General features: G+C 45.4%; 12 protein-coding genes. 1 reads left to right on the top strand and 11 read right to left on the bottom strand.

What is annotated here, in order from left to right; all coding sequences use genetic code 11:
* Positions 1 to 10: 10 nt before the first annotated feature.
* The 11 genes from HGO97_RS13825 to HGO97_RS13775 form a co-directional block, all read right to left on the bottom strand.
* Positions 11 to 1,009: a permease gene (locus HGO97_RS13825; protein WP_216242775.1), complete on the bottom strand. Its 999-nt coding sequence runs from the start codon at positions 1,007 to 1,009 to the stop codon at positions 11 to 13.
* Positions 1,009 to 2,049: an ACR3 family arsenite efflux transporter gene (gene arsB / locus HGO97_RS13820; RefSeq protein ID WP_216242774.1), complete on the bottom strand. Its 1,041-nt coding sequence runs from the start codon at positions 2,047 to 2,049 to the stop codon at positions 1,009 to 1,011. The genes HGO97_RS13825 and arsB overlap by 1 nt, the downstream gene beginning before the upstream one ends.
* Positions 2,050 to 2,147: 98 nt before the next feature.
* Positions 2,148 to 2,468, bottom strand: coding sequence for an ArsR/SmtB family transcription factor (locus HGO97_RS13815; protein WP_216242772.1), 321 nt, complete (start codon positions 2,466 to 2,468; stop codon positions 2,148 to 2,150).
* 314 nt (positions 2,469 to 2,782) lie between these two features.
* Positions 2,783 to 4,156: a 23S rRNA (uracil(1939)-C(5))-methyltransferase RlmD gene (gene rlmD / locus HGO97_RS13810; RefSeq protein WP_216242769.1), complete on the bottom strand. Its 1,374-nt coding sequence runs from the start codon at positions 4,154 to 4,156 to the stop codon at positions 2,783 to 2,785.
* Between the two features lie 207 nt (positions 4,157 to 4,363).
* Positions 4,364 to 4,603: a hypothetical protein gene (locus HGO97_RS13805; RefSeq protein ID WP_216242767.1), complete on the bottom strand. Its 240-nt coding sequence runs from the start codon at positions 4,601 to 4,603 to the stop codon at positions 4,364 to 4,366.
* 259 nt (positions 4,604 to 4,862) lie between these two features.
* Positions 4,863 to 7,088, bottom strand: coding sequence for a DNA helicase PcrA (gene pcrA / locus HGO97_RS13800; protein ID WP_216242765.1), 2,226 nt, complete (start codon positions 7,086 to 7,088; stop codon positions 4,863 to 4,865).
* A gap of 145 nt (positions 7,089 to 7,233) precedes the next feature.
* Complete coding sequence (locus HGO97_RS13795; RefSeq protein WP_216242763.1) at positions 7,234 to 8,532, bottom strand: ABC transporter substrate-binding protein; 1,299 nt, start codon at positions 8,530 to 8,532, stop codon at positions 7,234 to 7,236.
* Positions 8,519 to 10,372: a sensor histidine kinase gene (locus HGO97_RS13790; RefSeq protein ID WP_216242761.1), complete on the bottom strand. Its 1,854-nt coding sequence runs from the start codon at positions 10,370 to 10,372 to the stop codon at positions 8,519 to 8,521. The genes HGO97_RS13795 and HGO97_RS13790 overlap by 14 nt, the downstream gene beginning before the upstream one ends.
* Entirely contained in the window at positions 10,369 to 11,961 is a 1,593-nt protein-coding gene (locus tag HGO97_RS13785) for a response regulator (RefSeq protein ID WP_216242759.1), read from the bottom strand. Before HGO97_RS13785 ends, HGO97_RS13790 begins: the two co-directional genes overlap by 4 nt.
* A gap of 307 nt (positions 11,962 to 12,268) precedes the next feature.
* Positions 12,269 to 12,895 carry a carbohydrate-binding family 9-like protein gene (locus tag HGO97_RS13780; protein WP_168866749.1) on the bottom strand — a complete coding sequence of 209 codons (627 nt, stop codon included), beginning with the start codon at positions 12,893 to 12,895 and terminating at the stop codon, positions 12,269 to 12,271.
* Between the two features lie 270 nt (positions 12,896 to 13,165).
* The gene (locus HGO97_RS13775; protein WP_216242757.1) at positions 13,166 to 14,536 is read right to left on the bottom strand and encodes a uracil-xanthine permease family protein; all 1,371 of its coding nucleotides are present in this window, start codon (positions 14,534 to 14,536) and stop codon (positions 13,166 to 13,168) included.
* A 528-nt stretch (positions 14,537 to 15,064) separates the two neighbouring features.
* Here HGO97_RS13775 and HGO97_RS23795 point away from each other — a divergent pair.
* On the top strand, positions 15,065 to 16,330 hold the full coding sequence (locus tag HGO97_RS23795) for a sensor histidine kinase (RefSeq protein ID WP_246597448.1): 1,266 nt from the start codon (positions 15,065 to 15,067) through the stop codon (positions 16,328 to 16,330).
* Positions 16,331 to 16,333: the final 3 nt, after the last annotated feature.

Raw genomic sequence — 16,333 nt, 5'->3', positions numbered from 1 at the left:
ATATCCTCCTTCAGATGAATAAACTTTGAAATACATTAAAGCCGTATCCGACAATGATGATACCCACTGTGCAGATGGCTATAAATGTCGCTAAGAGTTTTGGCTTGATAGCCTTTTTCAGCATTATGAGGGACGGAAGGCTGAGCGTGGTAACCGCCATCATAAAGCTGAGAATCGTACCGAGCAATGCTCCCTTTGCCAAAAGTGCCTCGGCAATCGGAATCGTGCCGAAAATGTCTGCGTACATGGGTATGCCGACAAGCGTGGCGAGTATCACACCGAACGGATTATTGCTGCCGAGAACGGTTTCCACCCAGCCTTCGGGAATCCAGTTATGGATCACCGCGCCGATAGCCACGCCGACAAGGATATAAGGGAACACTTTCTTAAAGGTGGATGCAACCTGATCTCTGGAATAAATCAGCCGGTCTTTAACAGTGAGATTCGGAGACTCGATATCCACCTTGCTGTTGTTATTGCGGATAAAATCAGCAATCTGGTCTTCCATGTGCAGGTGTTCTATCAAAGTGCCGCCAATGACGGCGATGACAAGCCCCAGCACCACGTACGCCACGGCAATCTTCACGCCAAAGATACTGACGAGAAGCACAAGACTTCCCAAGTCCACCATCGGTGATGAAATCAGGAAGGAAAATGTCACGCCAAGCGGAAGCCCCGCACTCGTAAAGCCCATAAAAATCGGAATGGACGAGCAGGAACAGAATGGCGTTACCGTCCCAAGCAAGGCACCGATAATATTCGCTCCGATCCCGTGGAATCTTCCCATGATCTTCCGACTGCGCTCCGGAGGGAAGAAACTCTGGATATAGGAAATCAGGAAGATCAACACACAAAGCAATACTGTTATTTTAATTGTGTCATAAATGAAGAACTGAATGCTGCCGCCAATCCGGCTATTCACATCGAGTCCGACCATGAGCAATACTTTCCCAATAAGGGCATTCAGCCACTTCATCCCAAGTATTTGATCCTGAATAAAAGTCCACATTACGCAAACCTCGCTTTTGTTTTATTAGCAATTCGCACAAGCATCAGCATTACCGGAACCTCCGTCAGAACGCCTACTGTGGTGGCGAGTGCTGCTGGGCTTGTCGTTCCGAAAAGTGCAATAGCCACAGCCACCGCGAGTTCAAAGAAATTCGATGCACCGATCATTCCAGCAGGAGCCGCAATATCATGTGGTAATTTAAGTAACTTGCTTGCTCCGTAAGCGATAAAGAAGATCAGAAACGTCTGAATGGTTAGCGGGATCGCTATCAGCACAATATGAAGCGGATTGGACAAAATCACCTCTGCCTGTGAACTGAAGATAATAACCAGCGTCAACAGCAGACCTATCGTTGTGGCATTGTCGAACTTGTGGATAAACGCGCTCTCAAAGTAATCCGCGCCTCTTTGCTTCGTGACTGTTATCCTCGTGAGGATGCCGCCCACAAGCGGAATCACTACAAACAGAAAGATGCTGACGAACAGGGTGCTATAGGGAACAGCCACATTGGAAACGCCTAAAAGGAATTTTACGATTGGAACAAAAGCCACAAGGATGATGAGGTCATTTGTCGCCACCTGTACGACCGTATAAGCAGGATTTCCTTTTGTAAGCGTACTCCACACAAACACCATCGCCGTACACGGAGCAGCTCCTAAAAGCACAGCTCCGGCAAGGTACTCCGTTGCCAATCCGGGAGATATGATGGATTTGAATACGACAAATAAGAACAGATAAGCAATTCCATACATGGTGAACGGCTTGATCAGCCAGTTTGTAACCCATGTGACCAGAAGTCCCTTCGGATTCTTTCCAATCTGTTTTATGCTCTGAAAATCCACTTTCATCATCATAGGGTAGATCATTACCCAGATGAGAACAGCGATAGGAATCGAAATGCCGGAAATCTGAAATTGACCGAGCGTATCAGGAATAGCCGGGATAAAGTGCCCAATCAGTACTCCTATGGCCATGCAGAGCAGTACCCACACAGAAAGATAACGCTGAAATGTATTTATGCCTTTGCTTTGATTGCTCATGACTTCGCCTCCGTTAGTTTGATACATTGAAATATATCTATGCTTAAGTGCTTTATATAGGCAATCCCAAAGGACTGCCTATGAATGATAGATATCGATTACTTCTTTTCCTTGCATCCGCAGGATACGCTCTCGTCCGTTTCGCAGTCACATCTTGCGTAGGAACCGATCATGTCCCGGAACTCCCTGACCCCGTCTGCGGAGATGGAGTAATGCATCCATTTTCCCTCTTTGTAGTAATCTACAAGTCCGCTGTCCGCAAGGATCTTCATGTGATGCGAAAGAGTCGGCTGTGTGATATTCAGTTCCTCCAGCAGATCACACCCGCACTTCTCCCCATGCTGGAGAGCAAGCATGATCGCAAGGCGGTTCTCATCCGTGAGCGCCTTTATTTTTTTAACGTCTTCTCTGAAACCCATGATTTTCACCTCCGAGAGATGTACATATTATATCACACACATTTACAGTTGTCAATGTATGAATATAATATTGTTTCAAAAAGCTCCCCGCCTCTGATGGCAGTGTGGGAGCCTTTTTTCCGACATCTATCTCGCAGCCACAACTTCCCAACATCTAACTCGGCAACTCAACATAGTGACATCTATCGTGGCAACTCAACTCTCACACTTTTCGAGCCTTTTTGCCCTTGGATAAGTTACCGAGAAGCGTTTTGTCTGTCCGATGCCAAATTGCCCGATTGCTCGAAAACCGCAGTATTACTGGGCTTTCGCGCCTATTTCCCTTCGACCCGTGACATCAATACTACCGTCTCAACGTGCACCGTCTCACAAAACTGATCCACTGCCACGCACCTCACGACTTCATACCCTCTCCCCTGTATCATCTCCAGATCCCTGGCCAGGCTTGTCACCTTGCAGGATATATACACGATCTTATCCACCTGATAATCCAATATCTTCGGCAGTGCCTTCGGATGTATCCCGTCTCTCGGCGGATCAAGCACAATCACATCCGGCTTCTCTTCTATCTCATCCAGCACCTTGAACACATCTCCCGCGATAAACCTGCAGTTATCCAGTCCATTCCTCTTTGCATTCTCCTTCGCCGCCTCAACGGCCTCCTCAATAATCTCAACACCAATCACTTCTTTCGCCACCGGAGCCAGCACCTGTGCGATTGTCCCTGTCCCGCTGAAAAGATCAAACACCGTCATATCCTTGATATCCCCTATATACTCCCGCACCGTACTATAAAGCACCTCTGCCCCTCTGGAATTCGGTTGGAAAAAGGAAAACGGTGTAATCTTAAACTCCATCCCCAGTATTTTCTCATAGAAATAGTCCTGCCCGTACAGAATCCTGGTCTCATCACTCTGCACCACATCAGAAAGTGAATCATTCAGTATATGCAGAATCCCCACAATCTTCCCCTCAAGTTCCAGACCCAGAAGTTCATCCACAAGCCCCTTAAGCTCATGCTCTTCCTGCGTCGTCGTCACCAGATTCACCAGAATCTCCCCGGTCGTATCCCCTCTTCTTAACAGTAGGTGCCGCAGATATCCTTCGTGCTGCATTTTCCTATAATAGCTGACACCTCTCGACTTAAAATACTCCAGCACACAGAGCAGGATCTGATTCATATCCGAATGAACCAGCTTACAATCCCCTGCCGTCAGCACATCATAGGTGCTCCCCTTCTTATGAAGCCCCAGAGAAAGCGGTCCATCCTTATACTCATCCCCAAATGAAAACTCCATCTTATTTCGATACTCAAATTCCTTCGGGCTCGCCTTGATTCCCTCAAAATCATATTCCTTTTCGGCAGCCTCATCCAGAATCTCCTTCACCTGTGCCGCCTTCATGTTCAACTGCTCCTCATAAGGCATAGTCTGATACATACATCCTCCACAGGCCGGGAAAATACTGCAGACCGGCTCCCGCTTCTCCAGCGGAGACTTCTCAAGTACCTCCAAAAGTCGTCCTTCCGCATTCCCCTTTTTAAACTTATTCACCACGAACCGGATCTTTTGTCCCGGAATCCCATTCTTCACAGTCACATACCGTTCTTCCTCCGGGATCCACACCAATCCTTTATTCGGAAATTCCACCTTTTCAATTGTACCTTCAAAAACCTGTCCTTTTTTCATATCTGCCTCCACACTCGTTTTCCACGCATCTGCTGCCAATTCTAATCTTTTTCCACTAATTCCTCTTACAAGAGCAAAGGATTCCACAAGCGAAACCCACCAGAGGGCTTTTTGTAGTATAGTGAAAAAGTTTTCTATATCACAAAAATAGACAGGGTGCGCAAGCTTCCACATCCTGTCCATTATTCGTTTCTTTCATGCGGTTGTCTATACCTGATCTTCCTCGCTGAAATAATCATCAAAATCATCATCGAAATCTTCTTCAAAATCTTCCAGGTAATCTGGTGTGAAGAAACGGTATACTGCATATGCAATACCAGCTACTGCTGCAACTGCCCCAACGATTGCCAGAACCCAGAGTACTGTATTTTTCTGCTTTTCGTCTTCCTTCTTACGCAGTAATTCATTCAGTTTTGTCTCAGCGATTAATTCCTCTACTTTGCTCATATTATCCACGTCCTTTCCCCATCTTGTCAAAACAGGTTCATTTTTGATTATTATATCACTATCATTTTCATATTACTACTCATTTATGCCAAATTTATTTTTTAATTTGTTAAAACGCTGCTGGTTTCTATCCGACTGGAACCAGTCACTTCACCGATATAAACATAAATTTACGCTGCGTCACAGTGACAGTCCGCTTTGTTGGCGACTTCTGCGCATGTATTTGAGACTGCAAACAGTAACATTAAAACCTCTCATATTATACTTTCTGGAGCCGCGCAAAGGATGCAAACATTTTTTTCACCCCTGCAGTATCAAACTGTACGGTCACCTCATAGTCACGGCCGCCCTCTGTAATATCGGTCACGAGCCCTTCTCCGAACTTCATATGCTTCACTCTGTCCCCAATAGTATAATCCAGTCCCTTTTCCTTAGTCACGGTAAACTGTTTTGCTGTCTTTCCCGTAGAAAATGCTTTCTGCTTGAACACCTGCTTCGCCTGGAAATAAGCATTCTGGGTCGGCATCTCCACCTCTTCTTCAAAAGCAGCTCCGGTTTCCATTAGTTCTGTCGGAATCTCTTTTAAGAAACGGGACATTTTATTATACTGTGTCTCCCCACGGATCATACGCCTTCTGGCACAACTTACGGTCAGATCCTTTTCGGCACGTGTAATTCCCACGTAGCAGAGACGGCGTTCCTCCTCCAGATCTTCATTATCATCGGAGGTAATGGTCATATAACTCGGGAATAGCCCATCCTCCATACCTGCCAGATAGACATGCGGGAATTCCAGTCCCTTTGCACTGTGCAGAGTCATCAAAATCACATAATCCTGCTCTTCATCCAGGCTGTCGATATCTGCCACCAGGGCCACTTCTTCCAAAAATCCACTTAGAGTCGGCTTCTCATCCATATCTGCACAGGATTCCTCATAAGCCGCGATCTTACTCTGCAGTTCTTCGATATTCTCGATTCTGGACTGGGCATCTTCCTTATCCTCTGCCTCTAGGTTTTCCACATAACCAGTCTTCTCAATGATCTCTTTCATCAAATCAGAGAGTGTCTCCTTCGCAGCAAATCCCTTAAAATATTCCATCAAAGCCACGAATGAATCCAGTTTTCCAGCACTTCTGCCGATATTCGGAATCAAGTCCAGCCCTTGGAGAGCTTCGTAAAAACCGATCTCTCTCTCCAGCGCGGATTCCTGTACCCGGTTGATCGTAGTCAGACCGATTCCTCGTTTCGGAACATTAATAATGCGGCGCACTGCCAAATCGTCTTTGCCATTATCAATGGTCTTTAAATAAGCCAGCAGATCCTTGATTTCACGACGTGCATAGAAATTGATGCCGCCCACGATCTTATATGGAATATTGCCAGCCACAAACCGTTCCTCGAACAGACGTGACTGTGCATTGGTCCGATACAGGATCGCATGTTCATTATATGCTGCCCCATCCTTAACGTGCTTGCGGATATCCTCCGCAATAAAATCAGCCTCATCATACGCAGTATCAAACTGGCGGAACTGAATCTTTTCTCCCTCGCCATTGTCCGTCCACAGGGACTTATCCTTGCGGCCCACATTATTGCTGATCACGGCATTTGCCGCATTTAAGATATTGCTCGTGGAACGGTAATTCTGTTCCAGCTTGATGACCTTTGCATCATGAAATTCCTGTTCAAAGTTCAGGATATTCTTGATATTGGCCCCGCGGAACTTGTAGATGGACTGGTCGTCATCACCGACCACACACAGGTTCTTATACTTTCCTGCCAGAAGGCTTACGAACTTGAACTGTACCGTATTCGTATCCTGGTACTCGTCTACCATAATATAGCGGAAACGTTCCTGATAATATTCCAGCACATCCGGCTGCGTCTGCAGAAGCTGCACCGTCTTCACGAGCAGATCATCAAAATCCAGCGCATTGTTTGCCCTAAGCTGCTTCTCATATTCCAGGTAGACCTTCGCAATCTTCTGTTTTCCATAATCCCCTGCCGCATTCAGCTCATACTCGGCGGGCGTGATCAGTTCGTCCTTCGCCGAGGAAATTGCACTGAGCAAATTCCGCTCCTTGTACACCTTTGTATCAATATCGATCAGCCTGCAGACGTCCTTCATCAGCGTTTTCTGATCGTCAGCATCATAGATGGTAAAATTATTATCGTACCCCAGTCTGTCGATGTGCCTTCTCAAAATACGGACACAGGTAGAATGGAAGGTACTCACCCAGATGCTCTCTGAGCCGAATCCGACCAGATTATCCACACGCTCCCTCATCTCTCCTGCCGCCTTATTGGTAAATGTAATCGCCAGGATATTCCAGGGATTTACCCCCTTTTCTTCTATCAGATATGCGATTCTGTGGGTCAGCACTCTTGTTTTGCCTGAGCCTGCCCCTGCCAGTATCAAAAGAGGCCCGTCCGTATGGAACACCGCCTCCCTCTGCTGTTCATTCAAAGTATCATAAATGCTCATATGTATCTCCCGTCTGTTCTGCATCAAACTTGCTCTTCTCACCTAAGTGATTATAATATAAAACTGCCCTCCTGTCACGCAAAAAAGAAGGTCTGCGCTATGAATTATGTCTCCACAAATAGTGATTTAAAAAAGCTCTGCCCCCTTACTTCTTTGCCCTGATTTCTGTCAGCCTTTCATCCATCCGTTTTAAAAGCGTTTTAGCATCCACGTCCCCTTCCAAATAACCGGGCAGGTTTTCCGTAAAGAAATCATTCTGAATCTCCTGCTCCCACTTCATCTGGTAATTAGGCATCACCATTTTATTCTTCTTCACAGCACTGATATAGGTATCTTCCACCGAGCTTAGATCTTCCTGGTTCATCAATCTTTGTGTATTCTCTTGGTCCTGCTGTACCCGGAATGCCAGAAGTTTTGCGGCCCCGTCGGTGACCTTTGCATCGTATCCGGCAGTCATCGCCCATGCACTCATGCGTGGAGAATTCATCAGGATATTTCCAGGGAATGGAGCGAATTGCAACTTTTCCTTCACATTTTCCGGTAATTCCTCTATCATCCAATATCCATTAGCAAAAATTGCAGCTTTTCCGTCACAAAATCGTTCTGCTGCCTCATCATAATCTATTTCCACAGCATCCTCAAAGGTATATCCATACATCCTGTCCAGCATGGCAAGCATCCCCTCCATCTCTGGATTCTGATAGCTGTCTGGAAAATCCTCATCCAGAAATGTCTTTCCATCCCTAGTCCCATAAATATAACTGGTCGCAAACAGCATGGGCACCCAATAGCTGCCGGAACCATGCAGGGAGATCGGAGTGACCCCAAGCGCTTTCAGTGCGTCCAGACACTTCCAGAACTCCTCCCAGGTTTCCGGGAAGGTCTCATATCCTGCCAGCCTTAAAAGCTCCTTGTTGTAAATTATTCCCGCATAGGATTTGATTTCGCTCCCTAATGGGGCCAGGTAGATTTCACCGGACTCCTCTGTACATTCTTTTTGTATCTCTGGCTTGATTGAGGCCTTCCACTCTGGAATCGCTTCCATATATGGCTTTAGATCTACCAGACGCTTATTTTCCACAAGAAGCCGGTAAAAATCGTAATCAAACCCGGCATCTGTGATAATGACCGGCATTTCATCCAGCACATTCCACTGCTTTAGTTTTTCCCGGTAGCCGCTCGCACTCTCCGTGAGCCACTCCACCTCTGCCTCATATATTCCCTGATACCGAGCGTTAAAGCCTTCCACCAGTTCCTGATTCTCACTCAGATTCGTTGCTGGATTAATCAGGAATGTCACTGGAATAGATGTGACTTCTTCCTTTTTAGACGTCTTAGTCTCTGATGATTTGCTGCATCCTGATAACAGGTATATCATTGCCAGAATCATACACAAAAGGCAAAAGCCCCTCTTTCTGCCCCGGCATTTCCTATCTTTCCTCATTTATGCTATCTCCTGTCGGCACAAATTCATTTTCCAACTCTTCCAATTTAATTTTAATCACACACAGGGTGCCGTCTGCTTCCGCTTCATAATAGAATCGAATCTGATGATTATAACGCAGGCGCAGTCTTTTCACCACATTGCAGATTCCGAAGCCGCCCTGCCGTTTCTGAATCAACTGATCCATCTCTTCCATGGACACCTTCTCCATCCGGTTCAATTGAACCAGCGCCTCCTGTCCAATCACAGTTCCATTATTTTTTACAGTAAAGCAGAGATACCCCTCTTCCTGGTACGCCCTGATCCAGATTCTCCCATCGGAATAAATATCCCGGAACCCATGCTTAATACAATTTTCCACAATTGGCTGGAGAATCATCTTTGTCACATAGAGCTGCTCTATCCCCTGCTCTGCCTCAATCTCATACTGAAAGAGGTCTGCATTCCTGATCTTCTGGATTTCCAGATAAGAGCTCACATGCTCCAGTTCCTGGCTGACCGCAATACTCTCTCTGCCGTTGCTCAAGTTGATCCGCAGGAATTTAGACAGAGACTGCGTCATCTTCATGATAGTCTCTTCCTTCTGAATCCTCGCCAGCATATAGATCGTATCCAATGTATTATACAGAAAATGCGGCCGAATCTGATAGAGCATGGTCTGCATTTCACTATCCTTTAATTCCTTTTCCTTATGCATCACGTCGTTCATCAGGCTTTTGACCTTTACAGTCATCTTATTGTAAGCCTGCCCGATAAAATCCAGTTCTGTGTTCGTATCCAGCGCGACCTTTTCCTCCAGCTTACTATCGTCAAACGCCCGCATTGTAGAACTTAAGTACTGGATCGGTCTGGTCAGCTTATCCGTGAATGCTGCGACTCCCAGAACTGTTAATATGTACATAAATCCAAAGATCAGCCCCATCACAAGCTGAATCTCACGGATAATCTGGTTCGTGATGCTTCCCGGTGCATAGGTAATGACCGTGAACTGTGTCTTCTCATCCGTCTTTCCGCTGAGGATACCATGTTTCAGGTTATTGGAAAGCAAGATATGATCCTTCTTTTGCCCCTCCTGCTGCATTTCTGCCTCGGTATCATATTCCCCATCCGCCTTCGGAAACACCTGCTCCAACTCCTGCTGCCAGTTCTCCCCCATGCTCTCGGGCAGCTTTTTAAAACAGACCTCCTGATTTGGATTCACGATAAAATATGCCAGTTCTTCATCCACGGCGCTTTCTTGTACCGCCCCCATCACCTGCTCATTGAGCTTTAGGATCAAGACACCAGCATCATGCACAGAATTCATCTCATGGATATAGCGCACCGCAAAAAAGCTCATCTTATTCGTCCCGAAAATCACATCCCTGGTCCATAGAATCTTCGTCTTCGAATAATCCTCCCCCAGACTTTTATAGATCGTGCTTCGCCTGAATTTCTCCATATCCAGGCTGACATCCCTCTGTGAATAAAGATTTCCCTTATTATCGATGACCAGATAGGAGTCCAGAAAGCTCTTATTATAATAAGATAACGTCTTTTCAAGCATTTCCTTGTCCGCCGCAGTAATTTGCTGATTCGTCAGCGTCTTCTGCACGTAATCATTGGTAATAAAATCCGCGGTCAGAGAATTCAACTCCTCATAAAGACCGCCGAACGATCCCAATACTTTATCATTCAGATAAGAATACTGCTCTGTCAAGAACTCTCTTGTATTTTCCTTCACGACTTTATCAATTCCCAGATAAGTCAGGAAAAAGATAATCCCGAATATCAATGAAATCGTAAAGACTGCCTTCTTCTTGATTCCGAAGAAGTATTTCCTATACCTGCCAGATTTCATGTTTCCAGGCTCCTTTTATATTCACTGGGAAGAATTCCCGTATACTGCTTGAACACCTGTGAAAAATAAGAAGGATTGGGAATTCCCACCTGCACACAGATATTCGCAATGCTCTCCTTATCCTCCAGAATCATCTCCTTCGCCTTTTCCATCCGCATATTTTGGACGTAACGCTTAAAGGACATCTTCATCACATTCTTAAAGATCCGCCCAAAATAGACCGGATTCAGGTAAACATGCTCTGACACACTTCCTATGGACAGGTTCTCATCCTGCAGATTCACCCGGATATATTCCAGTGCCACCGGGATATAATCCTGAAAATACTGCTCCGTAGTACTTTCCTCCATGCTGCTTCGTAGTTCAATGATATGTAGAAAGAGCTGATATAGAATATTGACCCCTTTTGGCGGCATTACCGTATCCACTGCATCATAAAAATTGCGAAAGCTTTGTTTCATCTCTTCACTCAGTCCATAAGAATCCTCCATAGAAAATTCTACCCGGACGGCAAGCCTTCGCAGGTACACGCGCACCGCATTTTCTTCCTCCGGCAGAATATAGACGAACTTCTCATAAGCCCGCTTCATCTGCTCAACGTCATTTTTCCGAAGCGCACCTAATATCTGCGTCTCCACATCCAAAGAATACTGATTCTTCGTCTTTAACGGTGCCTTTCCTTCCATAGAAAGAAGTCCGGCTCCAGCCTCTGCTGCCACCTCGAACAGATGCAGGGACTGCACATATGCTTCCTTAATTCCTTCCAGTCCCTTCTCACTGTTAGAAAGCGTGGAAATCATATCCCCTTTTAGTTCCGTCCTAAGATCCGTCAGGATAATCTTCAAATGCTCTATTCTGCCGTTTTCCCCTAGATCCACAATATAGCAGGTCGCTCCCTCCTGGGTCTTTTTAGTCCAGACCTGATATTTCTCCTTGATTTTCTTATAGAGGCTCGTGTCCAGCACATACTGTTTCATATCAAATTCCTTCTGGTTCACGACACGCTGCGCAATATCGATTCCTGCCGTGATGACTGCAAAAGAATGCCGAAGCTCCTTCTCCCTGGACAGACTTATAAAAAACTCCTCCAGTTCCTGTACCTCCATGGCATCATCCAGATATTTTCCTACCATCTGATTCAGGAAATTATCTTTATCCTCCAGAAGCACCTTTTCCCAAAGTGAATAGTTCTTTTCCTTGAACTTCTTCTCCGTACACATCTCATAGATCTCAGACATGGTACGCTCCAGCTCATCCTCATCGATGGGCTTTACCAGATAAGACAGCGCGCCGTTCTGACATGCCTTCTGGGCATACTCAAAATCCCGGTAAGCACTGATCACAACAAAGTTCGTCTTCATATCCAGCTCTTTCACCTTCTCGATCAGCGCAAGCCCGTCCATCTTTTTCATCCGCACATCCGTCAGTACCACATCCGGTTCCTTCACAGGAATCTCCAAAAGCGCTTCTTCCCCATCACGTGCCCATCCAATTACCTCGAACCCCATCCGCTCCCAGTCGTATGTCTCCAATAGTCCCTTCAAAATAATCGGTTCATCATCTACTAAATATAATGTAAGCAGCTCCATATAAACCGCCCCCTCCCGTAATTCAACAATCTCTGCCGGTACTCTATTATACCAAACAAATTATGATTAATAAACCATCTTGTTCCTTCATGGTAAGACATAAGGAATCGAGGGCAACTGTTCACAGGTACCCTGCGCACAGTTACGATTTCAGTCCATTTTAAATGCATCTTCGATGCATGGAGCTGAAATCCATCCTACTGTCAACTCTGGCGCATAGATTTCAAAAACCCGGGGGAGAAGTCTGGATTTTTGTCCAGTCTTCTCCCCCGGGTTTTCAAAAGCGTCCCTTTTCTAATCTCATCCTCTACCGCGCAATATTTACGATCTCTGCCTCTGCAAAAAATTCGGGTAGGTGGAAGCTTGGTATGCTTGTGAGTATTGGTGAGTAAGATGCATAATGTTCAATCTCAGCCGTCTCTGATATTTTATAGAAGTTACAGGTAAAATAGCTGCCCTCTCCTAAATCCAGCGGTCCATATATTTTCTCCAGAATCCAGATTGGAATCCGAAGATCAATGCTCCACTGGTTTTCTTCTATCTGTGCTTTGCATTCAAATGCCCGATGCTCATCTCCGGTCAGATATGTACGGTATGTCCTCATCTCTCCATACGCAGCTAAGAGTGCACCGTTGGCATTGGCCTCAAGGGACAGATAATTCTCCTTGGCGCCTCTGCCGGACGGCGGTTCGAACATCAAGAACGCCTCCATCGCACTGTCCTTATAGACAGGGTCATTCGCATTCGTGTATGTACGAAGCGGATTTGATTCCTCACATATCATTTTTAAATAAAACCCATCTTCAGGAACAAATCCGAGATAACCATATGTTTTTGGAAATTTCTCTGTTCCCCATAGCGCATTCTCCACATAAAATGGTCTCAATGCAGTCAATTCTTCCTTTGTTTTAATGATTGCAACTTCCAGTTCCATAAACTGTGCCTCCTCCCAGACCGTTTTAGGAATCTCTCTCCAATATGAGATGCATCCATTGCTTCGGACCATGCTCGCTGCTTTCAACAAAGTACCTCTTTCTTCAAAGTAAATGTGCGACCCGACCTCTTGTCAGTGAACGTCAGCATATCGGTTATCCTTCAACTATAGTCTTAATTTATCAGATAATTCAATGTTTTACAATAAAATATATGAAATATTTTCAAATAACTGATAAAAGCTTTTCGTTTTGGAAGGAATTCGCATGTATCACTTACTTTCTGTTTTCTCATCCTTGGTCTTTGGCAGTATCAGATTTAAGAGGATTGCTACGCAGGTCGCAACTACTACTGGAGATTTTCCAAAAATAGTTGTCATCCAGTCTGGGAAAGATGCAAGTGCATTGGCTGCCTGGGTGACTCCCATTCCCAATGCTACAGAAAGACCTACAATTGAAGTATTTCTGTAATTCATCTCTTCTGTCATGATCAGCTTAATTCCGGTCATTGCAATAGATGCAAATACGCTGATTGTAGCACCGCCCAGCACACACTGAGGTATGGTAGTCAAAATTGCAGAAAATTTTGGAATCACTCCTGCGATCAAAAGCATCAGGGCTGCTAAGCCAAGAACCACGCGGCTGATTACCTTTGTCGTCACGACGATTCCGACATTCTGGCTGTATGTAGCTGTCGGCAGACCGCCTAAAAGCGCACCTATGATATTCGAAATACCATATCCGACGATTCCGCCCTGCAGCTCCTTATCCTCCGGCATCCGGTCCATAGAACCAGTTGTTGTCGCAGAAAAGTCGCCGATTGCCTGGATAGAATTGATTGCGAACAGAAGTCCGATTGCAATACAGGAGGAAGGTTCAAATACCACGCCAAAATGAAGAGGGGTAGGTAATTGGAAATATCCTGCTGCTGCGATTCCACTGAAATCTACCAATCCCATGCACAATGCCGCTGCATATCCTACCAGCACTCCGATCAAAATAGATGCCAGCTTAAATATTCCCTTTGCAAAATGGTTCAATCCAGTTACAACAACCAGAGTCAAAAGAGCAACAGTCCAGTTCTGCCATGAACCAAACCCGAGCTTACCTACTTCCTTTGCAAGTGGTTTGCCTGCCCCTCCGGCCATGTAGTTCACCGCTGTAGGATACAGGGAAAGTCCGATTGTAAAAACAACTGTACCTGCAATCAATGGCGGGAATAATTTTCGAATCTTTTTAATACTAAAGCCAACGATGACCGCAACGACACCTCCTACGATCTGCGCTCCTAGAATCATCGGTATTCCTAAGCCGCTCTCGTCTCCTGCAATTGCCTGCATGCTTGGTACATAAGCAAAACTAACACCCATAATCACCGGCAGCGCTGCCCCTACCTTAAATCCGTCTTTCTTTCCAAGTGGAAAAAGCTGCAGCAAAGTAGCCAGTCCTGAAATGACCAAAGCCGCTTGGATCAAAAACACTTTATCCGCATTGTCCAACCCTGCTGCTCCTGAAACGATAATTGCCGGTGTAACGATTCCTACGATTGCAGCCACCACATGCTGCAGCGCCAATGGAAAGACCTGGTTAAAACCTGGTTTCCCGTAAAAATCAAACAGCGCTTCCTGATTTGTCTGTCTCATGATGAGTCCCCCTAATTTTCAAAAGTTTTATAGCAGAAATTCGCACTCCATTTCTAATATGAACACGGACTGCTTTCTGCGTTCAAGCATTTATCTTGTACTGCCTCTATAAATAAAACACAAAACTTTCTTCCCCCTTTCCATGATTATTGACCTATGATTGAGTCTACTTGTTTTATCGATCTGCCACCTTCCAGCTTATTTTGAGGCAATAAAAAAGGATAGCACGATGGCGCTGTTTGACTCAAAAACAGCAAACCATATAGCTATCCCTAGCCTCTTGAGTATACCACCTGATTTGTGCAAAGTCAACGATTATCCTTTTTTTTTTTTAGGTTTTTTGTGAAAATCTAAAAAATTTTTAGGTCTTTTCTAAATATCTATTCTCATAGGGCATGCGTTACAGGATGCTCTATAAGGATCCTTTATCTGAGTCTTGTCCCCCCTTTTCTTTCATGCTAAAATGGTAACATATTGTAAATTTATGTTAGAAGAAACTACTGATTTCAATAGAAAGGAGCGCAAGCAATGCGGGAAAAACATCAGCCTCCGGTCGTGATGTATGGACTCATCATCGTGTTGGCAGCACAGGTCAACATGAATCTTTTCATCAGCAACTTCAAGATTTCTACTGGGATTATCATGTTCTCTGTTCTACTGCTGCTGGCCGGAAAATATCCTGTCATTCCTGTCACCTTGTTTTCAGCAGCCGGAGTCTACGCCTCCCGGATCGCTGTGGACTGGTTTCGTCAAGGGACAATCGGGAGCTCTGCTGTGGATAATTTCCCAGAGATGGTCTTTTATCTTACTTACGGAGTTCTATTCTTCCTATATTGCTTAAAGCACAATTATGACTGGGGTGATTTTCATATTCCAGTATTCTTTTTCTTTGATTATGCAGCGAACCTGGTAGAACTTGCACTGCGTTTAGGGGCAGGAGCGTTTACCTGGAAACATCAGTTGAGCATCCTTTTGGTGGCGGTATTGCGTACCGCTTCTATTTGGTGTATCTATCTGGTGCTGCGCTATTACAAATTCAGCCTGTTACGCCGTGAACATGCCCAGCGTTACCAGCGTCTGCTCCTATTGATTTCTAAGCTCAATGGAGAGGTCCTGTGGATGAAGAAAAATACGCGTCTGATCGAGGATACCATGAATACCTCCTATCATCTCTACCAGGAGATGCAAAAGGAACGGCCGGACAGCGAATTATCCCGCCAGGCACTTTCCGTAGCAAAGGATATCCACGAAATCAAAAAAGAGTATCTTCTGATCCTGCGCGGACTTTCCGAGGCTCTTGATCTGAATCTCGACGACGAGGGCATGCATCTAAAAGATATTTTCACAGTCTTGGAAAACAGCCTGAATACGGCCCCCACACCAGGCGGACGTACCCTTTGTCTTGATCTGTCATTGGAAGAAGACCTGTACACAGAGGATCATTATTTCCTGATGTCCATTTTCCGTAACCTGATCACCAATGCTATGGAGGCCGCTGAACATGAAATAGTCCATGTAAGGATCACACAGCGCCTCGATGATTCTCACTGGCTGTTCACAGTGACCGATGACGGCCCCGGTATTTTGAAGGAAGACTTAGAGGATATCTTCCAGCCTGGTTTCTCCACTAAGATCAACTATGATACCGGAGAAATCAACCGCGGTCTCGGACTGAATCTTGTGCAGGATATCATAAAAAATCAATGGAACGGACAGATTTCTGTATCTTCCCACCCCGGTGAGACTGTCTTTTCTATTCAAATACCAAAATCGCAACTGAAAGGAGCAAGATAGATC

The organism is Faecalicatena faecalis (genome assembly GCF_012524165.2).
GTDB lineage: Bacteria > Bacillota > Clostridia > Lachnospirales > Lachnospiraceae > Faecalicatena_A > Faecalicatena_A faecalis.
Note: the sequence above shows the minus strand (reverse complement) of the source record. Positions and strands in the feature narration are given on the sequence as shown.